A 22,200-nucleotide genomic window follows, 5' to 3' on the forward strand; every position below is an offset into this window, starting at 1 on the left:
TCAACGGTATATTTCTAATTCTATTATACTATTTTTATAAAGTTATTAGCAAAGTGAAAAAGTCCTATTTAATTCATTTTTTAACCAAAACTGTGTAGATTGTTTACTTTATTGTATAAATTTTGATATTTTTATTTTTTATGGAGAATAATTGAATATTCTATTTGTCATACCTTTTTCATGACTCACTGGTTTTATTCACCTTTAAGGCCTGTACAACTACTTACAACCCCCTGGTAGTTACTCTTTTGAAAATTAATTATAGTGTAGTTCATCATCAAGAAATGTCCTGATTTAACAAGTTTTCGTTATTAAGGGTGCGAGGGTAAGAATATACTCAGGATATTCAATTAAGAAGTTTATTTATCGAAAAAATGCTAAAACCAATAATTTTATAACCATCTTTATGGAAATGGATGCTCGCTTCCTTAAATTCCATTTATCTAGAAATATAGCACTCGGCAGTTCTTCAAATTACTATAACTCCCATAGAAAAAAGGCGTATCGGATATAAATCCCATACGCCTTTTAGCATTTCTTATTAAACTTCAGTTGTTTCTTTTAACGCGTCCAAGCGTGCTTGCACTTCTACACCAGTCAAGCCGTGTTCAAACGCATAGCGATTGCGTGGATGTTCGCGGCACTCGTCTGAGCATGAACGCATGTATTTGTGTTCGTTTTCTTCGGAAGCCAAAATTTTCTTATTGCATTCCGGGTTCGCACAGTTTACGTAGCGCTCACATGGTTCGCCTGTAAAATGGTCTTTTCCGACAACTACATGTTCCACTTGGTTTACTGGAACTGCAATGCGTTCATCGAAGACATATAGTTGGCCGTCCCAAAGTTTACCTTGCACTTCTGGGTCTTTGCCGTAAGTGACGATGCCTCCGTGCAATTGCGCAACATCTTCAAAGCCTTCTTTCTTCAACCAGCCAGAGAATTTTTCACAGCGGATGCCGCCTGTGCAATACGTTAAAATTTGCTTGCCTTCAAACATTTCTTTGTTTTCACGGACCCAATCCGGAAGATCGCGGAAGTTTTCAATATCCGGACGCACAGCGCCGCGGAAATGGCCCAAATCAAATTCATAGTCATTCCGTGCATCAAGCACGATTGTATCTTGATCTTGCATGCGTTTGTAGAATTCTTCAGGTTCTAAGTAAGTTCCAGTCAATTCGTTCGGATTTACGTCATCTTCTAAGCCAAGATGAACGATTTCTTTTTTAGCACGAACATGCATCTTTTTAAATGCATGGCCGTCTGCCGCATCAATTTTAAAAACGATGTCTGAGAAACGCTCGTCGTTTTTCATCATTTCCATGTACGCTTCCGTTTGTTCGACAGTACCTGAGCAAGTACCGTTAATGCCTTCATGAGAAACTAAGATGCGTCCTTTTAGTTCCAGCTCTTTGCACGCTTTTAAATGATCAGCTGCGAAAGTTTCTGGCTCTTCAATTTCTACGTATTTGTAATAAAGTAAGACATTGTGTGTATGATTTTGCATGAATCATACCCCCTATTCATTCATTTTGTTCTTTAGCCATTTCGACTTCAAAAACCTTTACAATTCTACAATAGTTTGAAACAAATTTCAACTTCTCTTCACTAAAAAAGCAACTGCCGAAGCAGCTGCTTAATAAATTCCAGTTCGAACAGACCACCCTCGAGGTCGCGGTCTGCCTTGCTGCCAATGGCAAAGAACGCCATTGCTTTCATGCCCTTCAGCGCTTGTCGGGGCTTTCTCGGAGGCATAAGTCATCTCGGCTGTGTGGCAAAGAACGCCACTTCGCCAGTCTGTCTTACGCCCGTCGAATCTATACCGGCGCTTTTGCTTTTCCTATTGTCCAGCTCCAGCGCCCAGATTCTCTGGGTCAAAACCCAACCCGGCTATGCGGCAAAGAACGCCACTTCGCCAGTCTGTCTTACGCCCGTCGAATCTATACGGGCGCTTTTGCTTTTCCATTAACACACCCGATTTTTTACAGAACGTCCTTCCAAGCAAGATGAAATCGCTTCTGCGTTCATGGCCATCATCGCTTGGCGCGTCTGGATTGTGGCGCTTCCGATATGCGGAAGGGCTGTGACATTCGGCAAAGTCAATAATGGATGGTCTGTCGGCAGTGGTTCCTGTTCATATACATCAAGGCCGGCCGCCCAAATTTTCTTGGATACTAATGCTTCGTATAAAGCTGCCTCATCTACGATACCGCCGCGTGCGACGTTGATGAGGCACGCCGATTCTTTCATGAGTGATAGTTCACGTTCGCCAATCATCCCTCTTGTTTCAGGAGTAAGCGGCGTTAAAATGACGACGAAATCCGATTGCTGCAAAAGCTCATCAAATTCCGCATATTTTACATCTTCCAAACTGCGCCGCGTGCGGTTGTGGTAAAGCACATTCATGTTAAATCCTTGTGCCCGTCTCGCTACAGCTTCTCCTATGCGGCCCATGCCGATAATACCAAGTGTGGCGCCAAAGACGTTTTGCCCGGTCATGCCCATCGGCGTCCACGATTTCCATTCGCCGCTTCGGACGGTCTGTTCTGCTTCATTTAAACGCCGTGCAGTAGCGAGCATCAATGCAAAGGTTAAATCTGCCGTCGCTTCGGTCAATACTTCCGGAGTATTCACCACGGTTATTTTCCGTTCGCGCGCTGCATCCAAATCGATGTTGTTGTATCCCACTGCCAAGTTCGCGATGATTTTTAAATTTGGCGCGGCTTCAATCACTTCGCGGTCTATTTTGTCCGACAGCGTCGCCCATAAAGCCGTCGCTTCTTTTATTTCTTCCACCAATTTGTCATGCGGCACGTTTGTGTCTTCTTCCGGCCACATCCGGACTTCATAGGAGGCTTGCAATTCTTTTACTGCCTCTTCCGGGAATTTTTGTGTTATGTAAATCATCGGTTTCATCAAACACCCTCCAGTCTTGTTGTCAAACAATTATATCAATTAAAAAAACTGCCGGCAATTGCCAGCAGTCTTCCATTGGTTTTATTCTGTCCGAGTCCGGATTTTCTTTACGTAATACCAAATTGCTGCGATGCCTGCTAAAGCAATCAAGGCATAGACAACATTTGAGTAGATATCTAATTGTTCCAAGATCTTCTCCCGGTTGTCGCCAACCGCTTCCCCGACGTACACAAGCACCGTGTTCCACAAAAGTGTCCCGATTGTCGTAAAGAGCAGAAATTGCCAAAACTTCATATTCGACATACCGGCCGGAATGGAAATCAAGCTGCGCACCAGCGGAATCAAACGTCCAAAGAAGACCGTCCAAACGCCAAACCGGTCAAACCAAGAATCGGCCCGCCGCACATCTGCCTTTTTCACTTTCAGCCAATGGCCGTGCTTGTCAATCCACTTTTCCAAGTTCTCCACATCTAGCAATAAACCGACGCCATACAAAATGACAGCCCCGATGAGCGACCCCGCAGTAGCTGCAGCAATAACCCCTGGAATTGTCATGGTTGACGTGGTCGTCATAAATCCGCCAACCGTTAAAATCAGCTCCGATGGAATCGGAGGAAAAATATTTTCTAGCATAATCAGAAAAAAGATACCTAAATAACCATAATCAGACATTACCGATGTAATCCAAGCTTCCATTAATACGCTCCCTTTAACTCTTCATTTTAAAATTGATTTTGACCGACCACAATTCAGAGCGGCTGCCGATACGGATCGGCGGCCCCCAAAAACCAAACCCCGAAGACACGAGAAAATGCGTCTTCTCAATTTGGCGGTAGCCATAATCCAAATCAAACACTTTTTTGGTGATCAACCCGTTTGGCCACATTTGGCCTCTGTGGGTATGGCCAGACATATGAAAATCCGCACCCAATTCAACCGGCGTTACTAAATCGGACGGCGTGTGGTCCATGACAATCCATGGCAAGTCGCTGTCCGGCTTTAATTTTTCAAGAAACGGCCGCTCTCGATTGGTCCGGTCTTCTCTTCCTGTAAGATAGAAACGATTTGCAACCAAAATAGTTTCATCTTTCAACACATGAACACCCGATTTCTCCATTAGTTGCGTAAGGAGCGGAATTTTCTTGCCGTAATAATCATGGTTCCCCAATACGCCGTAAATCCCGATTTTCGCAGTCAATTGGTCCATCACTTCAGACATTCCGTAACGGGCATACCAAATCGGATCATCGTCCACCAAGTCGCCTGCTAAAAAGACAACATCCGGATTCAAGCTATTGCTTTTTTTCACAAAGCGCTTCAAATGATTTTTGCCGGACAACACGCCTAAGTGGAAATCTGAAGCTACCACCGCGTGCAGCGGCTCCGCTTCCGGACCTTCCACAGTGATTTCAAGTTTTCTAACAACAGGATTATAAGCCAAGAACGAACCGGCTGCAAAAATAAGCAATAAAATGGCCGCTTCAACCGAGCCGACGATCAATGCAGGATTTTCCGCCGTCACAAACAAACTGGCAATATTGGCTAGCGGCGTCAAAAGCACCGAGTACTCAAAAAACGCAAACCAATACGAGCCCATAATTGTAAACGCCAGCCACTGGTGGCCAAGCCTTCCGACCAGAAAACTGAAAGCCCAAAGAAACCAAAGTCCGCCAAACAAATAAGCATTCAGCGGGATTAAACTGCCCAGCCAAAGGTAGACGTTCCAGCCGATGTAGGCAGTGAGGCTGCAATAAATAAGTAAAGTGCCAATGCTGGCCGTAATGATTCTCATCCTCTATCTCCTCTTTCTATATTGAACCCATTATAACATTTCAGTTCCCCAATCATTGATTCCTAATCTTTTCTACGCCTCAAGACTTAGTAAAAGATGCAGTCAGGGACCGTGTTGCGAAAACCGTGCCGTTGTTAAGATTAACTTATAAATCGAGAGGAGGAAATACCTTGAACAAATTTTGGTTGATCACATTCGGCATCATTGCCGGCATCGTCGCACTGTCCAACGTTGGGCCAATGATTGGACTCGCAGTTTCAGGTTTGATTATCTACATGGGTGTCCACTTTTACTTAAAAAGCTTTACTACAGCGAAGAAAGTATGGTGGGCTTTTGTCGGAATCGTCGGAGCCATCTCCGCTATTTCCAACGTCCCGGCACTTTTCGGAGTCGCAGCACTCGTTGTGCTTTGGATGATTTACCGCCAGTGGAACAATAAACCCACAAACATCTTTTCTGAAAAAGCAGCATCAAACGACCCATTCACGAACTTTGAAAACCAATGGAACAAACTGACCAAATAGGAGGAATTCACATGACAACATTATGGGACCGCTTTAAATTCGCAGTAGCAACCGACGTGGACAAAGTCCTCGTAAAACGGGAGGAAAAAAACCCGATTGCTTTATTGAACCAGTATATTACAGAAGCTGAAAAACAAACAGAAGCAACCGGCAAGTGGGTCGAACGCCAAGCCCAATTGACCACCAAGCTGGAAAAAGAATTGGCGGAAGCGACAAAAATGCTGGAAAAGCGCTCGAACCAGTTTGACCTTGCCAACACTGCCGGAGAATCAGATTTGACCGCATTTGCTGAAATGGAAGTCGCCGCTTACTCGAACCGAGTTGCTGAATTAAAAATGAGCATTAGCGAAAACCAAACCGAACTGATTGACTTGGAGCACCGCTACGAAGAAATGAAGCACAAAGTAAAAGACATGAAAGTGAAGCAGCTTCAATTAATGGGCAAAGAAAATGCGACGCGCGCCCATTACCAAATGGATAAAGTGCTCAGCCCGGAACTGGTTGCAGAACGCATCGGTTCATATGACGACATGGCGTCTTACATCAAATCGCTCGGGTCAAAAGTAGAAGAAGACTATGAACGTTCAGCCATGGAACGCCGCTTGGAAGCATTAGAAAAAAACAGCGCAAACAAATCCGAAATTGGTTAAACTGAAGTGAGGAGAAGAAATCTTCTTCTCTCTTTTTCTGCTACAAAGAAGGAGGCGAAAACAGCCATGCAGAAGTTTACAACAAACAAACAAGCGTTTTTTATTTTGAGCGCTTTATTATTGATATTTATCGAAGCGGCGTTTTTCCAAAATGGCAGCGTGTTTTTGGTTCTTCTTGGTATCGGACTGATTTATTACGGGCAACGAAACGCGAAAAAAACACGAAAATCGTATTTTTGGACCGGGTTTATTTTAATCGGCATCTCCGTTTTATCGATGTGGAGTTTGCGGATGCTCATTCTCGTGTTTGCGGTTTACTTATTGGTCCGCCTTTGGAAAGGCGAAGAGTGGCAGCAAGAAGTGCCGATCTACAAACCTGTTGATAAAGGATTGATCCAGAACAAGTTTTTGTCTGCCCAAAGCACACCGATCGAAGCATTTGAATGGAAAGACATTCACGTGCAAGGCTTTATCGGCGATTTGCTGGTGGATGTGACGCAGACGGTTTTGCCTCGAAAAACGTCGTTGGTTTCCATTCGCCAAGGGTTTGGAAAAGTGCGCATTGTCGTTCCTTATGAAGTGCCCGTCCGCATTTACTACTCGACCATTCTTGGAGACGCGCGGTTTTTCACCGGCGCCAAGCAGCGCCTCTGGTATGGCACCCTCCATACCGAAGATGGCTACACCGACACTGAAGACAATAAAACCGAAATGATCATATCCATTGCAACGTGGATGGGAGATGTCGAGGTGATTCGCCGATGAGACAGATCCTGCCGCGCAGTTTCTTTTTCATGGCTTTGTTTGCCGCTGTTATTTTCGGAATCTTGCTGGTGCTTCTCGGAATGCCTAACGTTCAGCGCTGGTCGATTCTTTGGGAAAACTTTGTCGCCGGCCTCCCTTTTGGCGTTTGGCTATTGGTTATTATGATCGTCTTATCCAGCGGCATCTCCTGGTGGACTGAATCGCTGTCCCGCTCCAAAGTGCAAGACATCGACCGTATCTTTCAAGCACTTTTGCGAAACGAAGATCAAACGGTCATTGAAGTGGCGCATATGAAAACCTTGCCGAATAATTTATCGGCTTCTATTTTGAAACTGCAAAAATTGCTTGAATTCCAGCGCAAAAGTTTGGCGCGCATCTCGAATGAACGCGCGGAGACGCAAGACAAAATCATTCAAGAACGGCTTGTTATGGAGCGGCAGCGTTTGGCTCGCGAGCTGCACGATTCGGTGTCTCAGCAATTGTTTGCCGCTTCGATGCTGCTTTCTTCCATGACCGAAGGCAAAGACGCGGCGCCAGGACTGTTGCAGACTGAAAAAATGGTGCAGCAAGCCCAGCTCGAAATGCGCGCTCTTCTTTTGCATTTGCGGCCAGCCGCTTTGCACAATAAAAGCTTGCGACAAGGCTTGTTTGAATTGGTGTCGGAACTGAAAGAAAAAGTCTATTTCACAATTGAACATAAGCTCGAAGAAGTCCCGCTTCAAAAAGGAGCGGAAGACCATCTATTCCGCATTGCCCAAGAAACCTTGTCGAATACATTGCGCCATTCAAAAGCGACCGAAGTCCATATTTTATTTGTTGAACGCGATGATTTTGCCATTTTACGCATCCAGGACAACGGCGTCGGCTTTGAAAGCGAGCAATCCAAATCGACTTCTTACGGCTTAAAGCACATCGAAGAACGAGCCATAGAAATCGGCGCAACGAGCAAAATTGTTTCCGTTCCATCTGAAGGCACCATTGTCGAAGTGAAAGTTCCAATTGAAAGGAAGGTTATCGATGATCCGAATATTATTAGTGGATGACCACGAGATGGTCCGTATCGGCGTTTCCGCTTATTTGCAGGCCCAAGCCGACATGGAGGTGGTCGGCGAGGCTTCTAACGGCAAGGAAGCCGTTGAAATGGCACTCGAGCTGCGGCCCGATGTCATTTTGATGGACATGGTCATGCCCGTCATGAACGGCGCTGAAGCGACCGAAGCCATCATTCAGCAATGGCCGGAAGCGAAAATCATGATCGTCACAAGTTTTTTGGATGACGATAAAGTTTACCCGGCGCTAAAAGCGGGAGCTGTCAGCTACATATTGAAAACTTCCAAAGCTTCCCGCATTGCCGACTCGATTCGTGAAACGATGAACGGCACGCCCGTCCTCGAACCCGAAGTGATGAGTAAAATGATGAAGCAAATGCGCCACAGCCATGTGCTGCACGAAGATTTGACGGAACGCGAAATGGAGATTTTGCTGCTGTTGGCAACAGGCTACACAAACCAGGAAATTGCCGATGAACTCGTCATCGCCTTGAAAACCGTCAAGACGCACGTCAGCAACCTGCTTTCTAAACTTGAAGTCCACGACCGGACGCAAGCGGTCATTTATGCCTTTCAACACAAACTGGTTTCTCCACCTAAATGATAAAAGGGCGACTCGTTGAGAGTCGCCCTTTTTCAGCTTGTTGAAAAACTCTTTTCAACTGGTAAAGAGTATTCTTTTAGAGTAGCTATTCCGCAAACCAGCTGCGAAGCTATTGGCCAAAGGAAGTTTGGTCAATAGCTTTGCGACGAGCTTGCGCAGGAGCACGAGGGTTTATTGCCGCAGGCGTCTCCGCTGGTTTGCTCCATAGCTTAAGTGAATCACTTCTCAATAAAAAATCCGCTACAAGTAAGGAAACTAAGGTGTGTGAACTCTTCTTTATTTTCTATTTCCGGAACTACTTCGAGTAACCCACTCTCTTCGAATGAAGCGGAAGGCGGCGAGCAAGTTGGGCGAAAGGAGTTCGACCAATTTGTTTGCGACGAAGCAGCGAAGCGATGCAACGCTCTTTCATGTCTCGAAGCTAGCGAAGCGGTGCAGAGACAGGAGCAACGGTTTTTCCAGCGGGAATGCGAGACAGACGAGACCCTGCAACGCTCTTTCATGTCTCGAAGCTAGCGTAGCGATGCAGAGACATGAGCGCAGCGACGAAGCGGCTGGGCGCTCGCCCGTGGAACGCGTCCGCCTGAAGCGGAATGAGAAGCTTCTCCACCTTTCTCGACAGCCTGAAAAAGGGCAGCTCATTGCGAGCCGTCCTTTTTTTCCAGTTAAATGGATTTACTTTCTGAAATGGACAAAATACTTTCCAAATAGCGAAAAATACTTTCCAAAATAACTTAAATACTTTCCAAATTCGTTAATTTACTTTCCAAACCAATCATATGGCTCTTTTCATCCAATTTTATTGATCGACACTGTCACCTTAAACAAATCCCCGTCGATTTCAAGCTTCATAGCGCCGCCGTGCAAGTCGACAATGGATTGTGCAATCGCAAGGCCAAGGCCGGAGCCTTCGGTTTGCCGTGATGCATCTCCGCGCTTAAAGCGCTCGAACAGTTCATCCGTGTTTTCCCCGAGCTCATAGCGCGTCACATTTTTAATGACAAATTCGGCTTGCCCGCCCACTTCTCTCAAGGTGATGTACACACGTGTCCCTGGAAGCGCGTATTTAATGGCATTCAAGATCAAATTATCCAATACGCGCCACCATTTTTGGCCGTCGGCTTGGATGTATAACGAATCCTCTGGTGCTGCCACACGGAAATCCAGACCCGATGCTTCAATGTCTTCGGCGTGTTCCGCCAGCGCCTGTGCCATTAATTGCGTGAAATCGAGGCGTGTGCGCTGAAGTTCCATATTGCCGCTTGCCATTTTCGACACTTCAAACAAATCTTCAATAAGCGTTTTCAAGCGCTGCGATTTGCGGTCAAGAATCGCTGCGTACGATAAGCGTTCTTCTTCTGATAAGTCCGGTGTTTTCATCAAATCCGTATAGGTGATGATCGATGTCAGCGGAGTGCGAAGATCGTGGCTGACGTTCGTAATCAATTCGGTTTTCAGCCGTTCGCTTTTCGCTTGTTCAGACATTGATTGGCGGACGCCTTCTTTTAATAAATTCAACTGGCGCGCATGATTGGCCAGCGGCGATCTGCCGCGTATCGGAAGCTCTTCATTTAACCGGCCGCTTGCGAGGTTTTCAGTAGCCTGCATTAGCACATTTAAATAGCCAAAACGATTCAACATGAAAAACAGCACGGGCAAACCGATAAACAATGTAGCAGGAATCCATAAAATCAGAACATGCGGGTAAACAATTATCCAGAACGTCCCGAATCCCCAGAAAAAGATGACGGCCAGCAGGATAAGGGTTTGCATGCCTATCGATTTATTGAAAAACACTTGGCGCGCCCCAAGAAAGCTTTTTAAGGCAAAACTTCCTCGAATATCTTCCATGATTCTCCGTTCCTTGCGATAATAAAGAACGAGCCAAATGATCTGCAAAACACTGATTGCCGTAAGGGCAAAAGCTTGGACAAAGGTAAATATAAGCTGGAATGGCATCTGCGAAATTTCAATGAAATTCATAAACTGAATGGTAATGAAAAAAGCGTTGCTGCCGGCCAAAGCGAAGATCGAACTCGCAAAAGCAAACACAAACTTGAATTCAATCGACCACCTTTGCCATTTCGAATAAAGCGGCAAGAATTCAAACCATTTCAAGTTCGGCTTTAAACTCGTAAACAATAAAACGAGTCCAGCAATCGTTGCTGCCCACAAAATGTATAAAATAGTTTTTGCGGTATGGAACTGATCGATGCTTTGGCCAAGAGGAGTGCCTGCAAAGCCAGCCTTATTCACTTGAATCGTACCCGCAAACCTGCCATCAGAAATTGAGTAATTCTCCAGAACCTCAGAATCAATATTTAAATAATAATTCTCTGAATACGTCAAGGGATTGCTGGAGCTGTACTTTTCTTCAAAATAGGGTTTTTTTTGGAGAGTTCCTTTTTTATACGTTTTCCCTGTTTCAAGATCAGTCAGTGCATAGGCAAAATATTGTTCGCTGTTCAAAAATACCGGTTTTTCATTATCCAATTGAACCAGCAAACGAGAAAGAGAGTCTTTTCGTTCGGCCTCAATCTTTTCGCGCACAACATCGTCATCTGAAAAATTGGTTCTAATCGCCGCTATTTTTTTATTGCGCTCTTCAATGAGCGCATTCTGCAGTTCTTCATTATCCGTACTTGCAGCTTCTTCAATGTCCCCATTGTACTGGTCTTGAATGCTTCTGATTTGTTCTGCTAATGAGCCAAAGCGATTGCGGTATTCTTCGATATTTGCTGACGTGATAGGAGCTGCCGCCTCTTCACCTGGCGGATCAAGTTCCAATATTAGTAAATAATTTTTAAATTGATGAAATTGTTCTTGAAACTCCTGTGTGTTCGCATAAGACTTTCCTAAATAAGCTGATCCCAGCTCCAACATGCTAAAAAATCCGATCAACACCAATGCAATTACTGAAAGGCTAAGCCATTTCCTCATCTCAACTATCCCCTTGCGTCATTGTCCGAAGTGAAGCCAGCAAATCCGTTGCAGGCGAATAAAGCATAAATTCCCAAATGAACGAACTGCAATAAAGCAAGCAGAACAGCGCAATGATCACCGCCGCTACTGACCAAATGTCATTTTTCAATTTTGTAGCCAATGCCCCACACCACCTTTACATACCGCGGATTTTTCGGATCTGCTTCGATTTTTTCCCGGATTTTCCGAATGTGGACAGCGACGATGTTTTCAGCGTTATACGCCGGTTCGTTCCAAACCCGCTCGTAAATATCTTGAATTGAGAAAACGCGTCCGGCGTTTACCATCAACAATTCGGTAATTTTAAATTCAATCGGCGTCAGCTTGATCGTTTCTCCGTGCAAAGACACTTCTTTTGAATCCGCATCGAGCACAAGGCCGTCGATTTCCAGCCGCTGCGCTTTTTCTTGATAGGTGCCGAGCGTCACGTAACGTCTAAGTTGGGATTTCACTCTCGCTATTAATTCCATCGGATGAAACGGTTTTGTAACGTAGTCGTCCGCGCCGACCGACAAGCCGTGGATTTTATCGGAATCCTCCGCTTTCGCGCTGAGCATGATAATCGGAATGTTGCGCTGTTCCCGGATTTTAAAGGTTGCCGAAATGCCATCCATTTTAGGCATCATGATATCCAGAATGATGACGTGGACTTCGTTCGCTTCCAGCATTTCGATGGCTTCTAGCCCGTTTGCCGCTTTCAGCACCCGGTAGCCTTCGTTTTTCAAGTAAATTTCGATGCCGTCGCGAATGTCTTGATCGTCATCAGTCACCAGAACCGTAAATTGGCTCATTTCTTTCACCTCTTTCGACTATGTATTGATTGTAAAAGATAATTCTTAAGCCAAGCTTAGGAAAAGTATGAAGAATTTCTTAAGAAACGGCTTTTCTTTTGCCGAGTGTCAACACAATGATTCCGCCGAGCAATAAGGCCACGCCCACCCAAGCAATGCCGCTCAACACTTCCCCGACGATAAATACACCAAGAAGCGAAGCGGTCAACGGCTCAGCTAACGACAATGTAACGGCTGATGAAGACGGAATTTGCTTGAGCCCCGTTGAAAATAAAATATACGAAAGCCCTGTAGCAGCTAATCCTAAATAGGCAATGACGGTGATATTTGCTGGGTCCACCAAGAAGGATACGTTCAAAAACAGCAAAGTCGGCAAGAGGAAAAGTGCGCTCAGCGAAAAAATCACTGCCACTGCCGGGACAGCTTCCATGGCTTCTAGCACCGTTTTGCTGACAGTTGCATACGCAGCAAACGATAAGCCGGCGCCAAGCGCCAAAAGAATGCCCAACGAGTCGACTGTTGCCGATTCTTTATTTGCAAACAGCAAAATGCAGCCAATGACAGCGCACAATGTGGCAATCGTCCAGACGCGGTTCGGCTTTCGCTTCATGACCGCCCATTCCAGCAGACCGGAAAAAACAGGCGCGCTGCCAATTGCAACTACTGTACCGACAGCAATTCCGGTCAATTGAACCGATGAGAAAAAGAGCGGCTGAAACAGCGCCATTGTAGCAGCTGAAGCCCAGGCGGCTTTCCACGGGATGGTCCGGACATCCAATGCTTTTGTCCATAATACAAACGCCAAAAGCGAAAATCCGCCGATGCTTAAGCGGAGCGCGCCTATCGCCAACGAATGCGCTGTTCCGTCAATAAATGTTTGGGCTGTACCTGTCGTTCCCCACAGCATCGCTGCAAGCAAAACCAATATGTAAGGCAAAAAATTCACACGAATGCACCTCTACGTTTTTTAATCTATGTATGACCACTCTACCATGAAATGAATTGTTTGAGGCAGGGCTTTCCATCTATTATAATAAAGGAAAAAGAGGAGGCGATCATCATGTATATGACAGTCCCGGAAACTGCCGCTTTTTTGTCGATGCCTGAAGAACAAGTGACCCGTTACGTGCTCGAAGGCCGGATTCGTGCAGTTCATGACGGTGAACAGTACTTGATCAACACCTCTCAATTTGAAACGCATTTTCTGCAAATGGAACAAGTGAAGCAAGAACTTGAAGAATGGCGCAACACGCCGATTCCGGACGATGTGGACATTAAAGACGAAGATTGAATGAAAAGCAGCAAGGCCATTGCGGCCTGGCTGCTTTTTTCGTCATTCTTTTTCCAGAAGATTAACATGATTGGTTGTTCCATCTTTCGCTAAAACAAACTGCACTTCGTAATCTCCGATAAAATAAATCATATTGGTTTCTCCGGTCTTAGATATTTCCCGCTCTTCCGCTGGCTTTCCAACATGTTCCACTATATCTTCCCGAGCAATGCCGCCTAAATTCGTTTGTCTTTCTACATTGGTTCCGAAGTAGCGTGCTTCTTTCATGATGTCTTGATCGTCATAAGCGATTTGATAAGATGCTTGACCCATCGAACCGTGGTAAAAATCATAATCTCCTAAGCGCTCTTCCGGTTCGGAAATGGCAGCATATACTTCTTTGCGGCTGCTTTCCCCTACTTTAAAGCCATCGGAAAAGCGGTAGACAATGCCGTTTTCTGCATCTTTTACAATGCCTTTCAGCGTTTCGATCGCCATTTCTTTTTGTTCAGCTGAAATTTCATCTCCGCTATCCGCTGCTTCAGTATTTTCATTGCTGTTTGTTTCGCTTTCTTGTGCCGGATCTGCTTCAGCTTCTTCTGTTGCAAATTCCTCTTCCTCTTCTTTAGGTTGTTCTTGTGTTGTTTCGACAGTTTTATGGGAAGGCTCAGCTTCTTTGCCGCGCGTATCATTGCATGCCGCCAGACCAAAAATCAACAAAGAAACCGTACTTATTGCAAAAATTTTATTAATCAAGAGAACCACTTCCTTTTGGTGTTATCTTGCTTTATGACCCCATTAGACGGTTTAACTGTATTTAAGTTACAAAAAAAACAATCAACATCCTTTATTTAGGAAGATGATTGTTCTTTTAATAACCCCAGCTTTTCTTAATTAGGCAGGATAGCGAAAATGATTTTTTTGGCTTTCCATCGAACGGCCAATCTCTTTCATCATACGTTCATAATTCAATTCAAACATTTTGTCCGGGTTTTCATGCTCAATAATATTGAGAGCATTCAACTCTTGTTTTGCTTCACCCATCCTGCTTAACATGCCTTTAATGAATGAAGTGTGTTTTTTCGCTTTTTCAAGAATGAACTCACCTGTTTGTTTATCCATAACGTGCTCCTCGCCTCAATCATTCAATAAGTCCACTTTGAGCAACAGTAACCATTTCCGCTTAATTATTCCCTCATCACTTTTTATATCCTACCCCTCCTTAAACAAAACCTTTTCTTTATTGCTTGTTTCTCTTTCTTATCCAGCTTATTACCATTTCTTTAATTTTTGCGTCTTACACCTTTTAAAGTTCCACCACTAAAAACAGCCTATGCTAATGCATAGGCTGCGTAATCGACAACTGATTGAGTTTCTCCACAATTAACCTTCCCCATTTTTCAAATTCCACTAAAAATCCGTCATGGCCGAACTCGGTTTCAACAATTTCCCAAGAAGCATTTGGCTGCTGCTGCAGCCAAGGAATCATCCCTTCGCTTGGGTAAAGCAGATCGTGCGTAAATGATAACGAATAGATGGGAACTTTTATTTTTTCGCTTCTGACATCGTGCGTATTCATCGCTTTCAGCAAAGTGACGTAACTGTTTGCATCAAAGCGTTTAGCCAACTTTTCCCCTTGATAAGTCAAATACGATTCGACATCAAACTGCGTCGAATCTCTTCTTCGCTTAAACCGCCCGTTGAACATGCCGCCGCTTCGATAAGTGACCATCCCGGTCATTCGTGCAAGCTGCAATCCCTTCAACTCTGCCGATTCGGCATAGTTCCCTTCGTTAAACCCATCGTCATACTCAATCGCTTTGATGCCGATATGGTTGAATGCGATGCCGAAATCGCTATAGGCCGGCGTCACTGCCAGCGGAAATATCCCATCAACGAAGTCCGGATACAAATGGCCCCATTCCAAGGTTTTCATGCCGCCGAGCGAACCGCCAAGCACCGCTGTCAAATGAGGAATGCCTAACTTTTGAAGAGCTTTAAATTCCGCCCTCACCATATCGCGGATCGTCAAATCGGGAAAAGCCGCCCGGTAAGGCGTTCCCGTTTCCGGATTCACAGATATCGGGCCGGTCGAGCCGTTGCATCCTCCCAGAATATTAAACGTGATTACCTGAAAAATGTCCGTATCTATTGCTTTCCCGGGACCGATCAATCCGCTCCACCATCCCGGATTTTCTATAGTCCCCACTGCATATTGATCTCCAGTCAACGCATGGCAAACGAGAATGGCCGGCGCATCCTTTTTGCCGACTCGTTCATAAGCGAGCGTGACGTCGTGCAAGGTTTTATTCGAATCGAGAATCAGTGATCCGATCGATACTTCGGCCATTCCAATCCCTCCTATGCGTTTTCCAATACAGCTGCTTTGATCGCCTGCTCAAGGTCCGCAATCAAATCATCCGGATTTTCCAAGCCGACCGATAAACGGATCAATTCTTCTGTCACGCCGGACAACTCCAATTCTTCTTTTTGCAATTGCTGGTGCGTCGTGGAGGCCGGATGGATAATTAACGATTTGGCGTCGCCGACATTTGCAACATGCGACCATAGCGCAACGCTGTCAATAACTTTCCGCCCTGCTTCCCGTCCGCCTTTCACGCCGAAATTGACGATTGAACCGAAGGTATCTTTCAAGTACTTTTGTGCCAACCCGTGAGACGGATGGTCTTCAAAGCCGATGTAGTTGACCCATTCCACTTGCGGATGTTCTTTTAAAAATCCGGCTACTTTTAGGGCGTTGCTGCTGTGCTTCGGCAAGCGGAGGTGCAGTGTTTCAAGTCCCTGCAAAAATGCATGGGCGCTTTCCGGGCTTAACGACGGTCCAAAATCCCGAAGCAATTGGACGCGCAGTTTGGTAGCGAACGCTGCTTCTGGCACATCAATTCCATACCGGATGCCGTGGTAGCTTTCGTCGGGCTCTGTGTAGTTCGGGAAACGCGAACTATTCCAATCAAATTTGCCTGCGTCTACCGCAATTCCACCGATTGTTGTGCCATGCCCCCCGATCCATTTTGTCGCCGAATGAATGATCACGTCTGCTCCAAACTCAATCGGATTGCTGCCGAATGGCGAGGCAAACGTATTGTCGATCAATAATGGAATGCCATTTTCATGGGCAATCACCGCCACTTTTTCCACATCAAACACATTCAAGCTCGGGTTGCCGATGATTTCTCCAAAGACCGCTTTTGTTTTATCGGTGATTGCCGCCCGGAAGTTCTCCGGGTCCGTCGCATCCACAAACTTCACGGTAATGCCGTAGCGCGGCAATGTATTAGCGAATAAATTATACGTTCCGCCGTATAAATTGCTGTCCGCGACTACTTCGTCACCCGCTTCGGCAATATTCAAAATCGAAAACGCGATCGCCGCCATCCCTGAAGCCAGTGCAACTGCAGCCGTTCCGCCTTCTAAAAGCGCCACCCGCTGTTCAAACACATCTACCGTCGGGTTCATGATGCGCGAGTAGATATTTCCCGTTTCTTTCAAGCCAAACAGGTTTTGTGCGTGCTCCGTGTTTTTGAAGACATAAGAAGTCGTTTTGTGAATCGGCACACCCCTTGCTCCTGTTACCGGATCCGGCTGCTGTCCCCCATGCAATAAAAGCGTTTCTGGCTGGAAATTCGTCATTGGCAATTCCTCCTAAAGTTTGTTTGATGGATGATAATGGCGAGGAGGAACAAAAAAAGCCCTCTTCGCAAAGAAGAGGGCCGTTATATACGGATTTGCCTCCTCTTATCTGCCAGACCTTTTGGGATCTGTAGGATTTAGCACCTTCTCAAGCTGATCGCTTGCCGGTTGCCGGGCATCGCAGGGCCTATTCCCTCCGCCGCTCTTGATAAGAGTATTCAGATTTAGTTTTCCATCATGTGAAGAAGTATAAAAACTATTTTTTAAAATGTCAAGTTAAATAATTAAAAATTCCGAAACTTTCTTTATTGTGGAACGTTTATACTTATGTAGAGAGAAAAGGGGGATGAAGCGTGGTTTTATGGATTGCAATTGCACTTATAGCAGGTTATTTTATTGGTTGTTTTCATGGCTCATTGGCTGCTCAGCTTTTCTCCGGCATCAACATCAAAAAAGAAGGCGTCAAAAATTCCGGCGCCTCCAATGCGGCGATCGTTCTCGGATGGAAATACGGCGCGCTTGTCGCGTTCATCGATATCCTCAAGGGCTTTGCCGCTGTAGCAGGATTGCGTCTCATCCTCGGCAGCACCGCCATGCCGGATGAAACACTTTGGACGTTATTGTTCATTGTCGGCGCTGGCGTGGTCTTTGGCCATAACTTCCCGTTCTACATGAACTTTGATGGCGGAAAAGGAACGGCGGCCGTCATCGGCGTGATGTTGGCCCTGGACTGGAAATTGGGCCTTGCCGGCGGGTTGCTGTTGGTGGCAGCCGCTTTGTCGACCGGCTATTTGGTCGTCGGCGTCCTGCTTCTTTACAGCGTCTTTATGGTCATCGCCTTTTGGCCCGCTGAAAGCATTTGGCCAATACTGACGTCTTTTGCCTTGTTTGCTATGGCCGTCTGGAAACACATTGAAAACATTATTCGGATCAAAAACGGCACTGAAACAAAAGTCTCTTCCGTCTTCAAGAAAAAACCGGCAGGCTCGAGTTGAGCACTGCCGGTTTTCTGTATCAAACACTTCTTTTTGGGCATCAATTTCCCTAAATAAAAAACTTTTTCAAAAACTCGCTTGACATATTCTCTATTTCACAATAAAGTAAAAGCACAAATCAAATACGTACATCACTTTCTTATCAAGAGAAACCGAGGGACAGGCCCTATGACGTTTCAGCAGCGGGTTCGCTTATTGCGAACACTGTGCTAACTCCTGCAAATGTGTTTTCACATTTGGAAGATGAGAATTGAGATGGTTTCATTGCGAAGCCTTCTTTTTTCTTGTGGATAAGAAAAAAGAAGGCTTTTTTTCGTTCTTTTTTTTGAAAAGAAGGATGTGCTGTAAAAAAGATTTGAAATGATTTGCATTGCTTTGAGGAGGCAGACAGATGATTCAATTTGAAGGAGTCACCAAAACCTATCAGTCAGGAAAACAGGAAATCCATGCACTTAACGGCATCGACCTGACAGTGGAAACGGGCGAAATTTTTGGTGTCATTGGTTTTAGCGGAGCTGGGAAAAGCTCGCTCATCCGTACCGTCAATTTATTGGAGCGGCCGACAAATGGCCGCGTTAAAATACACGGAAAAGATATTTCCACTTTGTCCAGCAAGGAAATCCGGAAAGTCCGAAAAGACATCGGCATGATTTTCCAGCATTTTAATTTGCTGAATTCGAAAACAGTATTCCATAATGTGGCGATGCCGCTCCTATTGGCAGGAACACCTAAAGCGGAAATCGAGAAGCAAGTAAAGAACTTGCTTGAATTTGTCGGCTTGGCCGATCAAGCTCAAAAATACCCGGACCAATTGTCAGGCGGGCAAAAGCAACGAATCGGCATTGCACGTGCTCTTGCCACCAACCCTTCTGTTCTCTTATGCGATGAAGCAACCTCGGCATTGGATCCCCAAACGACCCAATCGATTTTGGATCTTCTCCGAAAAATCAACCGAGAGTATAACATCACTATTTTGCTGATTACCCATGAAATGGGCGTGATTCGTGAAATTTGCGATAAAGTTGCTGTGCTTGAAGCTGGAAAAGTCATTGAGCAAGGCACGGTTTTTGATATTTTCACCAATCCGCAGCAGCCGACAACTCAGCGCTTTGTCCGCTCAGTGATGAACGATGAATTGCCGGAATCGCTATTAAATCAAATTCAAAGCGCAGGAAGCAACCACACCATTTACCGAATCCAGTTTAACGGCACATCGGTTGGCCGTCCGCTTATTTCTCAAGTGTCACGGGAATTTAACTTGGATCTTAATGTCTTGTTCGGGAACATTACCGAACTGCAAGGAACACCATACGGAAATTTGATTGTTGAGTTTATTGGAGAACGCACGGAAATTGATCGTGCATTGGCATCCATTCGGACAAGCGATGCCACCGTCGAGGAGGTCAAACATTATGCTAGTTGATAACGAACAAATTTTAGAAGCGTTATGGGAAACCATTTACATGACAGGCGTCTCTTTCGCTTTCTCACTCATCATCGGATTCCCGCTCGGCATTTTGCTGGTCGTGACGCGAAGAGGGCATTTGCTGCAAAACGAAGCGGTTTTCAAAGTATTGAACTTTCTCATTAATATCTTCCGTTCAATTCCATTTATCATTTTGATGGTCGCCATCATTCCCCTTACCCGGTTTATTGTCAGCACGTCAATCGGTACAACAGCCGCAATCGTCCCGCTCGTATTTTACGCCGGGCCGTATATTGCACGGCTGATCGAAAACTCGCTGCTCGAAGTGGATAAAGGCGTCATCGAAGCGGCGCAAGCAATGGGTGCTTCTCCCGGCCAAATCATTTTCCGCTTCCTCATCCCGGAAGCCCTCAGCTCGCTTGTGTTGGCGTTGACGATTGCCATCGTTGGACTTATTGGTGCCTCGGCAATGGCCGGCGCAATCGGCGGAGGCGGCCTTGGGGACTTGGCCATCACGTATGGCTATCAACGCTTCGATACGATGGTCATGGTTCTTACCGTTGCCATACTCGTTGTGCTGGTCCAAGGCGTTCAATCGCTCGGAAATATCTTATCGAAACGGGTACGACGCAGTTAAATTTTTACCTAGAACAAACTAACTTTATTGGAGGAAATAAATCATGAAAAAAATTACAGCATTTTTACTACTGGCACTAACAGCTTTGCTCTTGGCGGCATGCGGAGGCGGCGAAGAAACCGGCGCTGACGGCAATCGAAAAGTAACCCTTGGCATCAGCGGTTCAGATACAACAATATGGGATTATGTGGCGGATAAAGCCAAAAAAGAAGGCATTGACTTGGAAATTGTGACATTTTCTGATTACGTAGCACCGAACATGGCACTTGCAGAAGGCGAATTGGATTTAAACGCTTTCCAAACCATTTCTTATTTTGACGAGTTTGTTGGCGAACACAAATTGGATATCGTTCCCATCGGTTCGACGGTGATTGCACCAATGGGGCTTTATTCCGAAAAATACAAATCAATTGATGAATTGCCGAACGGCGCTCAAATCGCTTTGCCAAACGAAGCAACGAATATGGGCCGCGGCTTGCTTCTTCTCCAAGAAGCTGGATTGATCAAATTGTCTGATGACGCTGGACTTACTGGAACTGCTGATGACATCATTGAAAACCCGAAAAACATCGAACTTGTGCCAATGATTTCTGGCCAAACACCGCGTGCAATGGCTGACGTTGCCGCATCCATCATCAACAACGGCATCGCGGTTGATGCAGGATTAAACCCGACAAAAGATCCGATTGCCCGTGAAAACGCAACTGCGAAACCATACATCAACTTGATCGCAGCCAGCAAAGAAAATGCGGAGGATTCCGATTTCTTGAAAATCGTTGAACTTTACCAACAAGACGATACAAAAGATTTTATTATTGAACACACAAAAGGCGCACAAATTCCGACATTCGTTCCTGTAGAAGAACTGGTGGACTACCAATAAAAAGAGATACTGCCCGTTAAAACCGGATGAAACTTGAGGAGGAAAACCAATGACTCTAATCAAAGAAGCAACTTTAACTATTTCCCAATCAATCGAAGCTAAACGCGAAGAATACATTGCTACGAGCCAAGCCATTCATGCGAAACCGGAAATCGGCAACCAAGAAGTGTTTGCCAGCGCGACGTTAGTTGAATTATTGGAAGACGCAGGATTTACCGTAGAAACAGCAGTTGCCGGACACGAAACGTCCTTCTTCGCAAGCAAAGAAAGCAGCTTGCCGGGACCAACCATCGCTTATTTGGCGGAATACGATGCTTTGCCTGGCATTGGGCATGCATGCGGCCACAACATTATCGGGACGACGAGTGTAGCAGCTGCCATCGCTTTATCTGAAACGTTTGCCACAACCGGCGGACGCGTCATTGTTCTCGGCACGCCCGCTGAAGAAGGCGGCCCGAACGGCAGTGCCAAAGGAAGCTTTGCCAAACACGGCTTGCTTGAAGGAATCGATGCTGCATTGATGATTCATCCATCCGGAAAATCAGCCATTACCGGCCCATCGCTTGCCGTCGATCCACTCGATTTTCATTTTTACGGCAAGCCGGCGCACGCCGCTGCTTCTCCCGAAGAAGGCATCAATGCACTTGATGCAGTCATTCAATTGTTCAACGGTGTCAACGCGCTTCGCCAGCAGCTGCCATCAGACGCCCGCGTCCACGGCATCATCACGCACGGCGGCGATGCACCAAACATCATTCCGGAATATGCTTCTGCCCGCTTCTTTATTCGCGGGGATTCATGGAAGAAAACATCCGACACGTCCAAAAAAATCCAAGCCATCGCAGAAGGCGCAGCCCTTGCGACAGGAGCGACCGTTAAAATTGAACGCTTCCAAAACGAAGTAAAAGATTTGGTGCTGACTGACGCGTTGGACGCCATTGTCCGCGAAGAACTGCTAGCCGTTGGCGAAGAAGTTGCTTCTTCCCGCTCTACCGGGCTCGGCTCAACCGACGCTGGCAACATTAGCTACGAGGTGCCGACTGCCCATCCGTACATCAAAATCGGACCTGACGATCTTGTTGCCCACACCGTGGATTTCCGTGAAGCTGCAAAATCCCTTGCCGGCAATGAAGCCTTAATCAAAGGGGCCAAAGCACTCGCCAACACTGGCTACCGCCTTTTGACCGACGCTGCCTTATTAGAAGAAGTGAAAAGATCACATGCGAAAGCATTGGAAGCCAAAGCAAACTAAATAAATAGAAAGCAGT

23 protein-coding genes and 2 riboswitches are annotated in these 22,200 nt (G+C 45.8%); of the genes, 11 read left to right on the plus strand and 12 right to left on the minus strand.

What is annotated here, in order from left to right:
• Positions 1 to 541: 541 nt before the first annotated feature.
• The 4 genes from ACRRQV_RS08140 to ACRRQV_RS08155 form a co-directional block, all read right to left on the minus strand.
• Positions 542 to 1,504: a rhodanese-related sulfurtransferase gene (locus ACRRQV_RS08140; RefSeq protein ID WP_432529574.1), complete on the minus strand. Its 963-nt coding sequence runs from the start codon at positions 1,502 to 1,504 to the stop codon at positions 542 to 544.
• 458 nt (positions 1,505 to 1,962) lie between these two features.
• Positions 1,963 to 2,913 (minus strand): 2-hydroxyacid dehydrogenase, encoded by a 951-nt coding sequence (locus ACRRQV_RS08145; protein ID WP_432529576.1) that lies wholly within the window; start codon positions 2,911 to 2,913, stop codon positions 1,963 to 1,965.
• An 81-nt stretch (positions 2,914 to 2,994) separates the two neighbouring features.
• A complete protein-coding gene (locus ACRRQV_RS08150; protein ID WP_432529578.1) occupies positions 2,995 to 3,609 on the minus strand; it encodes a DedA family protein in 615 nt (204 codons plus the stop codon).
• A gap of 13 nt (positions 3,610 to 3,622) precedes the next feature.
• A complete protein-coding gene (locus tag ACRRQV_RS08155) occupies positions 3,623 to 4,705 on the minus strand; it encodes a metallophosphoesterase (protein ID WP_432529580.1) in 1,083 nt (360 codons plus the stop codon).
• A gap of 170 nt (positions 4,706 to 4,875) precedes the next feature.
• Between ACRRQV_RS08155 and ACRRQV_RS08160 the strand changes: the two genes are divergently transcribed.
• The 5 genes from ACRRQV_RS08160 (at position 4,876) to ACRRQV_RS08180 (ending at position 8,297) form a co-directional block, all read left to right on the plus strand.
• Positions 4,876 to 5,229 carry an ABC transporter permease gene (locus ACRRQV_RS08160; protein ID WP_432529582.1) on the plus strand — a complete coding sequence of 118 codons (354 nt, stop codon included), beginning with the start codon at positions 4,876 to 4,878 and terminating at the stop codon, positions 5,227 to 5,229.
• 11 nt (positions 5,230 to 5,240) lie between these two features.
• On the plus strand, positions 5,241 to 5,879 hold the full coding sequence (locus tag ACRRQV_RS08165) for a PspA/IM30 family protein (RefSeq protein WP_432529584.1): 639 nt from the start codon (positions 5,241 to 5,243) through the stop codon (positions 5,877 to 5,879).
• Between the two features lie 66 nt (positions 5,880 to 5,945).
• Positions 5,946 to 6,644, plus strand: coding sequence for a cell wall-active antibiotics response protein LiaF (gene liaF / locus ACRRQV_RS08170; RefSeq protein ID WP_432529586.1), 699 nt, complete (start codon positions 5,946 to 5,948; stop codon positions 6,642 to 6,644).
• Positions 6,641 to 7,687 carry a sensor histidine kinase gene (locus ACRRQV_RS08175; protein WP_432529588.1) on the plus strand — a complete coding sequence of 349 codons (1,047 nt, stop codon included), beginning with the start codon at positions 6,641 to 6,643 and terminating at the stop codon, positions 7,685 to 7,687. The genes liaF and ACRRQV_RS08175 overlap by 4 nt, the downstream gene beginning before the upstream one ends.
• Positions 7,662 to 8,297, plus strand: coding sequence for a response regulator transcription factor (locus tag ACRRQV_RS08180; protein WP_432529590.1), 636 nt, complete (start codon positions 7,662 to 7,664; stop codon positions 8,295 to 8,297). The genes ACRRQV_RS08175 and ACRRQV_RS08180 overlap by 26 nt, the downstream gene beginning before the upstream one ends.
• Positions 8,298 to 9,086: 789 nt before the next feature.
• On the opposite strand, the gene ACRRQV_RS08185 is transcribed toward ACRRQV_RS08180, so the two are convergent.
• The 4 genes from ACRRQV_RS08185 to ACRRQV_RS08200 all read right to left on the minus strand — a co-directional run bounded on the left by ACRRQV_RS08185 (position 9,087) and on the right by ACRRQV_RS08200 (position 13,016).
• Positions 9,087 to 11,237 carry a histidine kinase dimerization/phospho-acceptor domain-containing protein gene (locus ACRRQV_RS08185; protein WP_432529592.1) on the minus strand — a complete coding sequence of 717 codons (2,151 nt, stop codon included), beginning with the start codon at positions 11,235 to 11,237 and terminating at the stop codon, positions 9,087 to 9,089.
• A 1-nt stretch (position 11,238) separates the two neighbouring features.
• Positions 11,239 to 11,400, minus strand: a complete 162-nt coding sequence (locus ACRRQV_RS08190) for a hypothetical protein (protein ID WP_432529594.1) — start codon at positions 11,398 to 11,400, stop codon at positions 11,239 to 11,241.
• Positions 11,378 to 12,070 (minus strand): response regulator transcription factor, encoded by a 693-nt coding sequence (locus ACRRQV_RS08195; RefSeq protein WP_432529596.1) that lies wholly within the window; start codon positions 12,068 to 12,070, stop codon positions 11,378 to 11,380. Before ACRRQV_RS08195 ends, ACRRQV_RS08190 begins: the two co-directional genes overlap by 23 nt.
• A gap of 79 nt (positions 12,071 to 12,149) precedes the next feature.
• Positions 12,150 to 13,016, minus strand: coding sequence for an EamA family transporter (locus tag ACRRQV_RS08200; RefSeq protein ID WP_432529598.1), 867 nt, complete (start codon positions 13,014 to 13,016; stop codon positions 12,150 to 12,152).
• Between the two features lie 114 nt (positions 13,017 to 13,130).
• Here ACRRQV_RS08200 and ACRRQV_RS08205 point away from each other — a divergent pair, with 114 nt between their 5' ends.
• The gene (locus tag ACRRQV_RS08205; protein WP_432529600.1) at positions 13,131 to 13,361 is read left to right on the plus strand and encodes a helix-turn-helix domain-containing protein; all 231 of its coding nucleotides are present in this window, start codon (positions 13,131 to 13,133) and stop codon (positions 13,359 to 13,361) included.
• A gap of 42 nt (positions 13,362 to 13,403) precedes the next feature.
• Here the strand turns inward: ACRRQV_RS08205 and ACRRQV_RS08210 are convergent, their stop codons facing one another.
• The 4 genes from ACRRQV_RS08210 to ACRRQV_RS08225 form a co-directional block, all read right to left on the minus strand.
• Complete coding sequence (locus ACRRQV_RS08210; protein ID WP_432529602.1) at positions 13,404 to 14,096, minus strand: DUF4309 domain-containing protein; 693 nt, start codon at positions 14,094 to 14,096, stop codon at positions 13,404 to 13,406.
• Between the two features lie 138 nt (positions 14,097 to 14,234).
• Positions 14,235 to 14,462, minus strand: coding sequence for a hypothetical protein (locus ACRRQV_RS08215; RefSeq protein WP_432529604.1), 228 nt, complete (start codon positions 14,460 to 14,462; stop codon positions 14,235 to 14,237).
• 214 nt (positions 14,463 to 14,676) lie between these two features.
• Positions 14,677 to 15,690 carry a homoserine O-acetyltransferase MetX gene (metX, locus tag ACRRQV_RS08220; RefSeq protein WP_432529606.1) on the minus strand — a complete coding sequence of 338 codons (1,014 nt, stop codon included), beginning with the start codon at positions 15,688 to 15,690 and terminating at the stop codon, positions 14,677 to 14,679.
• Between the two features lie 11 nt (positions 15,691 to 15,701).
• On the minus strand, positions 15,702 to 16,991 hold the full coding sequence (locus ACRRQV_RS08225) for an O-acetylhomoserine aminocarboxypropyltransferase/cysteine synthase family protein (protein ID WP_432529608.1): 1,290 nt from the start codon (positions 16,989 to 16,991) through the stop codon (positions 15,702 to 15,704).
• A gap of 102 nt (positions 16,992 to 17,093) precedes the next feature.
• A riboswitch (SAM riboswitch) is annotated at positions 17,094 to 17,206 on the minus strand.
• A 138-nt stretch (positions 17,207 to 17,344) separates the two neighbouring features.
• Here ACRRQV_RS08225 and ACRRQV_RS08230 point away from each other — a divergent pair.
• From ACRRQV_RS08230 to ACRRQV_RS08250, 5 genes are all read left to right on the plus strand, one after another.
• A complete protein-coding gene (locus ACRRQV_RS08230; protein ID WP_432529610.1) occupies positions 17,345 to 17,986 on the plus strand; it encodes a glycerol-3-phosphate acyltransferase in 642 nt (213 codons plus the stop codon).
• A gap of 136 nt (positions 17,987 to 18,122) precedes the next feature.
• Positions 18,123 to 18,236: riboswitch (SAM riboswitch) on the plus strand.
• Positions 18,237 to 18,377: 141 nt separating this feature from the next.
• Positions 18,378 to 19,409, plus strand: a complete 1,032-nt coding sequence (locus tag ACRRQV_RS08235) for a methionine ABC transporter ATP-binding protein (RefSeq protein WP_432529612.1) — start codon at positions 18,378 to 18,380, stop codon at positions 19,407 to 19,409.
• Positions 19,399 to 20,049, plus strand: coding sequence for a methionine ABC transporter permease (locus tag ACRRQV_RS08240; protein ID WP_432529615.1), 651 nt, complete (start codon positions 19,399 to 19,401; stop codon positions 20,047 to 20,049). The genes ACRRQV_RS08235 and ACRRQV_RS08240 overlap by 11 nt, the downstream gene beginning before the upstream one ends.
• Positions 20,050 to 20,092: 43 nt before the next feature.
• Positions 20,093 to 20,932 carry a MetQ/NlpA family ABC transporter substrate-binding protein gene (locus tag ACRRQV_RS08245; RefSeq protein ID WP_432529617.1) on the plus strand — a complete coding sequence of 280 codons (840 nt, stop codon included), beginning with the start codon at positions 20,093 to 20,095 and terminating at the stop codon, positions 20,930 to 20,932.
• A gap of 49 nt (positions 20,933 to 20,981) precedes the next feature.
• Positions 20,982 to 22,184: a M20 family metallopeptidase gene (locus ACRRQV_RS08250; RefSeq protein ID WP_432529619.1), complete on the plus strand. Its 1,203-nt coding sequence runs from the start codon at positions 20,982 to 20,984 to the stop codon at positions 22,182 to 22,184.
• Positions 22,185 to 22,200: the final 16 nt, after the last annotated feature.

The organism is Planococcus sp. YIM B11945, from assembly GCF_050864155.1.
Classification (GTDB): domain Bacteria; phylum Bacillota; class Bacilli; order Bacillales_A; family Planococcaceae; genus Planococcus.

Bases quoted from the DNA above. Each gene is read 5' to 3' on its own strand.
- ACRRQV_RS08140 (WP_432529574.1), bottom strand. From the start codon at position 1,504: ATGCAAAATCATACACACAATGTCTTACTTTATTACAAATACGTAGAA.
- ACRRQV_RS08145 (WP_432529576.1), bottom strand. From the start codon at position 2,913: ATGAAACCGATGATTTACATAACACAAAAATTCCCGGAAGAGGCAGTA.
- ACRRQV_RS08150 (WP_432529578.1), bottom strand. From the start codon at position 3,609: ATGGAAGCTTGGATTACATCGGTAATGTCTGATTATGGTTATTTAGGT.
- ACRRQV_RS08155 (WP_432529580.1), bottom strand. From the start codon at position 4,705: ATGAGAATCATTACGGCCAGCATTGGCACTTTACTTATTTATTGCAGC.
- ACRRQV_RS08165 (WP_432529584.1), top strand. From the start codon at position 5,241: ATGACAACATTATGGGACCGCTTTAAATTCGCAGTAGCAACCGACGTG.
- liaF (WP_432529586.1), top strand. From the start codon at position 5,946: ATGCAGAAGTTTACAACAAACAAACAAGCGTTTTTTATTTTGAGCGCT.
- ACRRQV_RS08175 (WP_432529588.1), top strand. From the start codon at position 6,641: ATGAGACAGATCCTGCCGCGCAGTTTCTTTTTCATGGCTTTGTTTGCC.
- ACRRQV_RS08180 (WP_432529590.1), top strand. From the start codon at position 7,662: ATGATCCGAATATTATTAGTGGATGACCACGAGATGGTCCGTATCGGC.
- ACRRQV_RS08185 (WP_432529592.1), bottom strand. From the start codon at position 11,237: ATGAGGAAATGGCTTAGCCTTTCAGTAATTGCATTGGTGTTGATCGGA.
- ACRRQV_RS08195 (WP_432529596.1), bottom strand. From the start codon at position 12,070: ATGAGCCAATTTACGGTTCTGGTGACTGATGACGATCAAGACATTCGC.
- ACRRQV_RS08205 (WP_432529600.1), top strand. From the start codon at position 13,131: ATGTATATGACAGTCCCGGAAACTGCCGCTTTTTTGTCGATGCCTGAA.
- ACRRQV_RS08215 (WP_432529604.1), bottom strand. From the start codon at position 14,462: ATGGATAAACAAACAGGTGAGTTCATTCTTGAAAAAGCGAAAAAACAC.
- metX (WP_432529606.1), bottom strand. From the start codon at position 15,690: ATGGCCGAAGTATCGATCGGATCACTGATTCTCGATTCGAATAAAACC.
- ACRRQV_RS08225 (WP_432529608.1), bottom strand. From the start codon at position 16,991: ATGACGAATTTCCAGCCAGAAACGCTTTTATTGCATGGGGGACAGCAG.
- ACRRQV_RS08235 (WP_432529612.1), top strand. From the start codon at position 18,378: ATGATTCAATTTGAAGGAGTCACCAAAACCTATCAGTCAGGAAAACAG.
- ACRRQV_RS08240 (WP_432529615.1), top strand. From the start codon at position 19,399: ATGCTAGTTGATAACGAACAAATTTTAGAAGCGTTATGGGAAACCATT.
- ACRRQV_RS08245 (WP_432529617.1), top strand. From the start codon at position 20,093: ATGAAAAAAATTACAGCATTTTTACTACTGGCACTAACAGCTTTGCTC.
- ACRRQV_RS08250 (WP_432529619.1), top strand. From the start codon at position 20,982: ATGACTCTAATCAAAGAAGCAACTTTAACTATTTCCCAATCAATCGAA.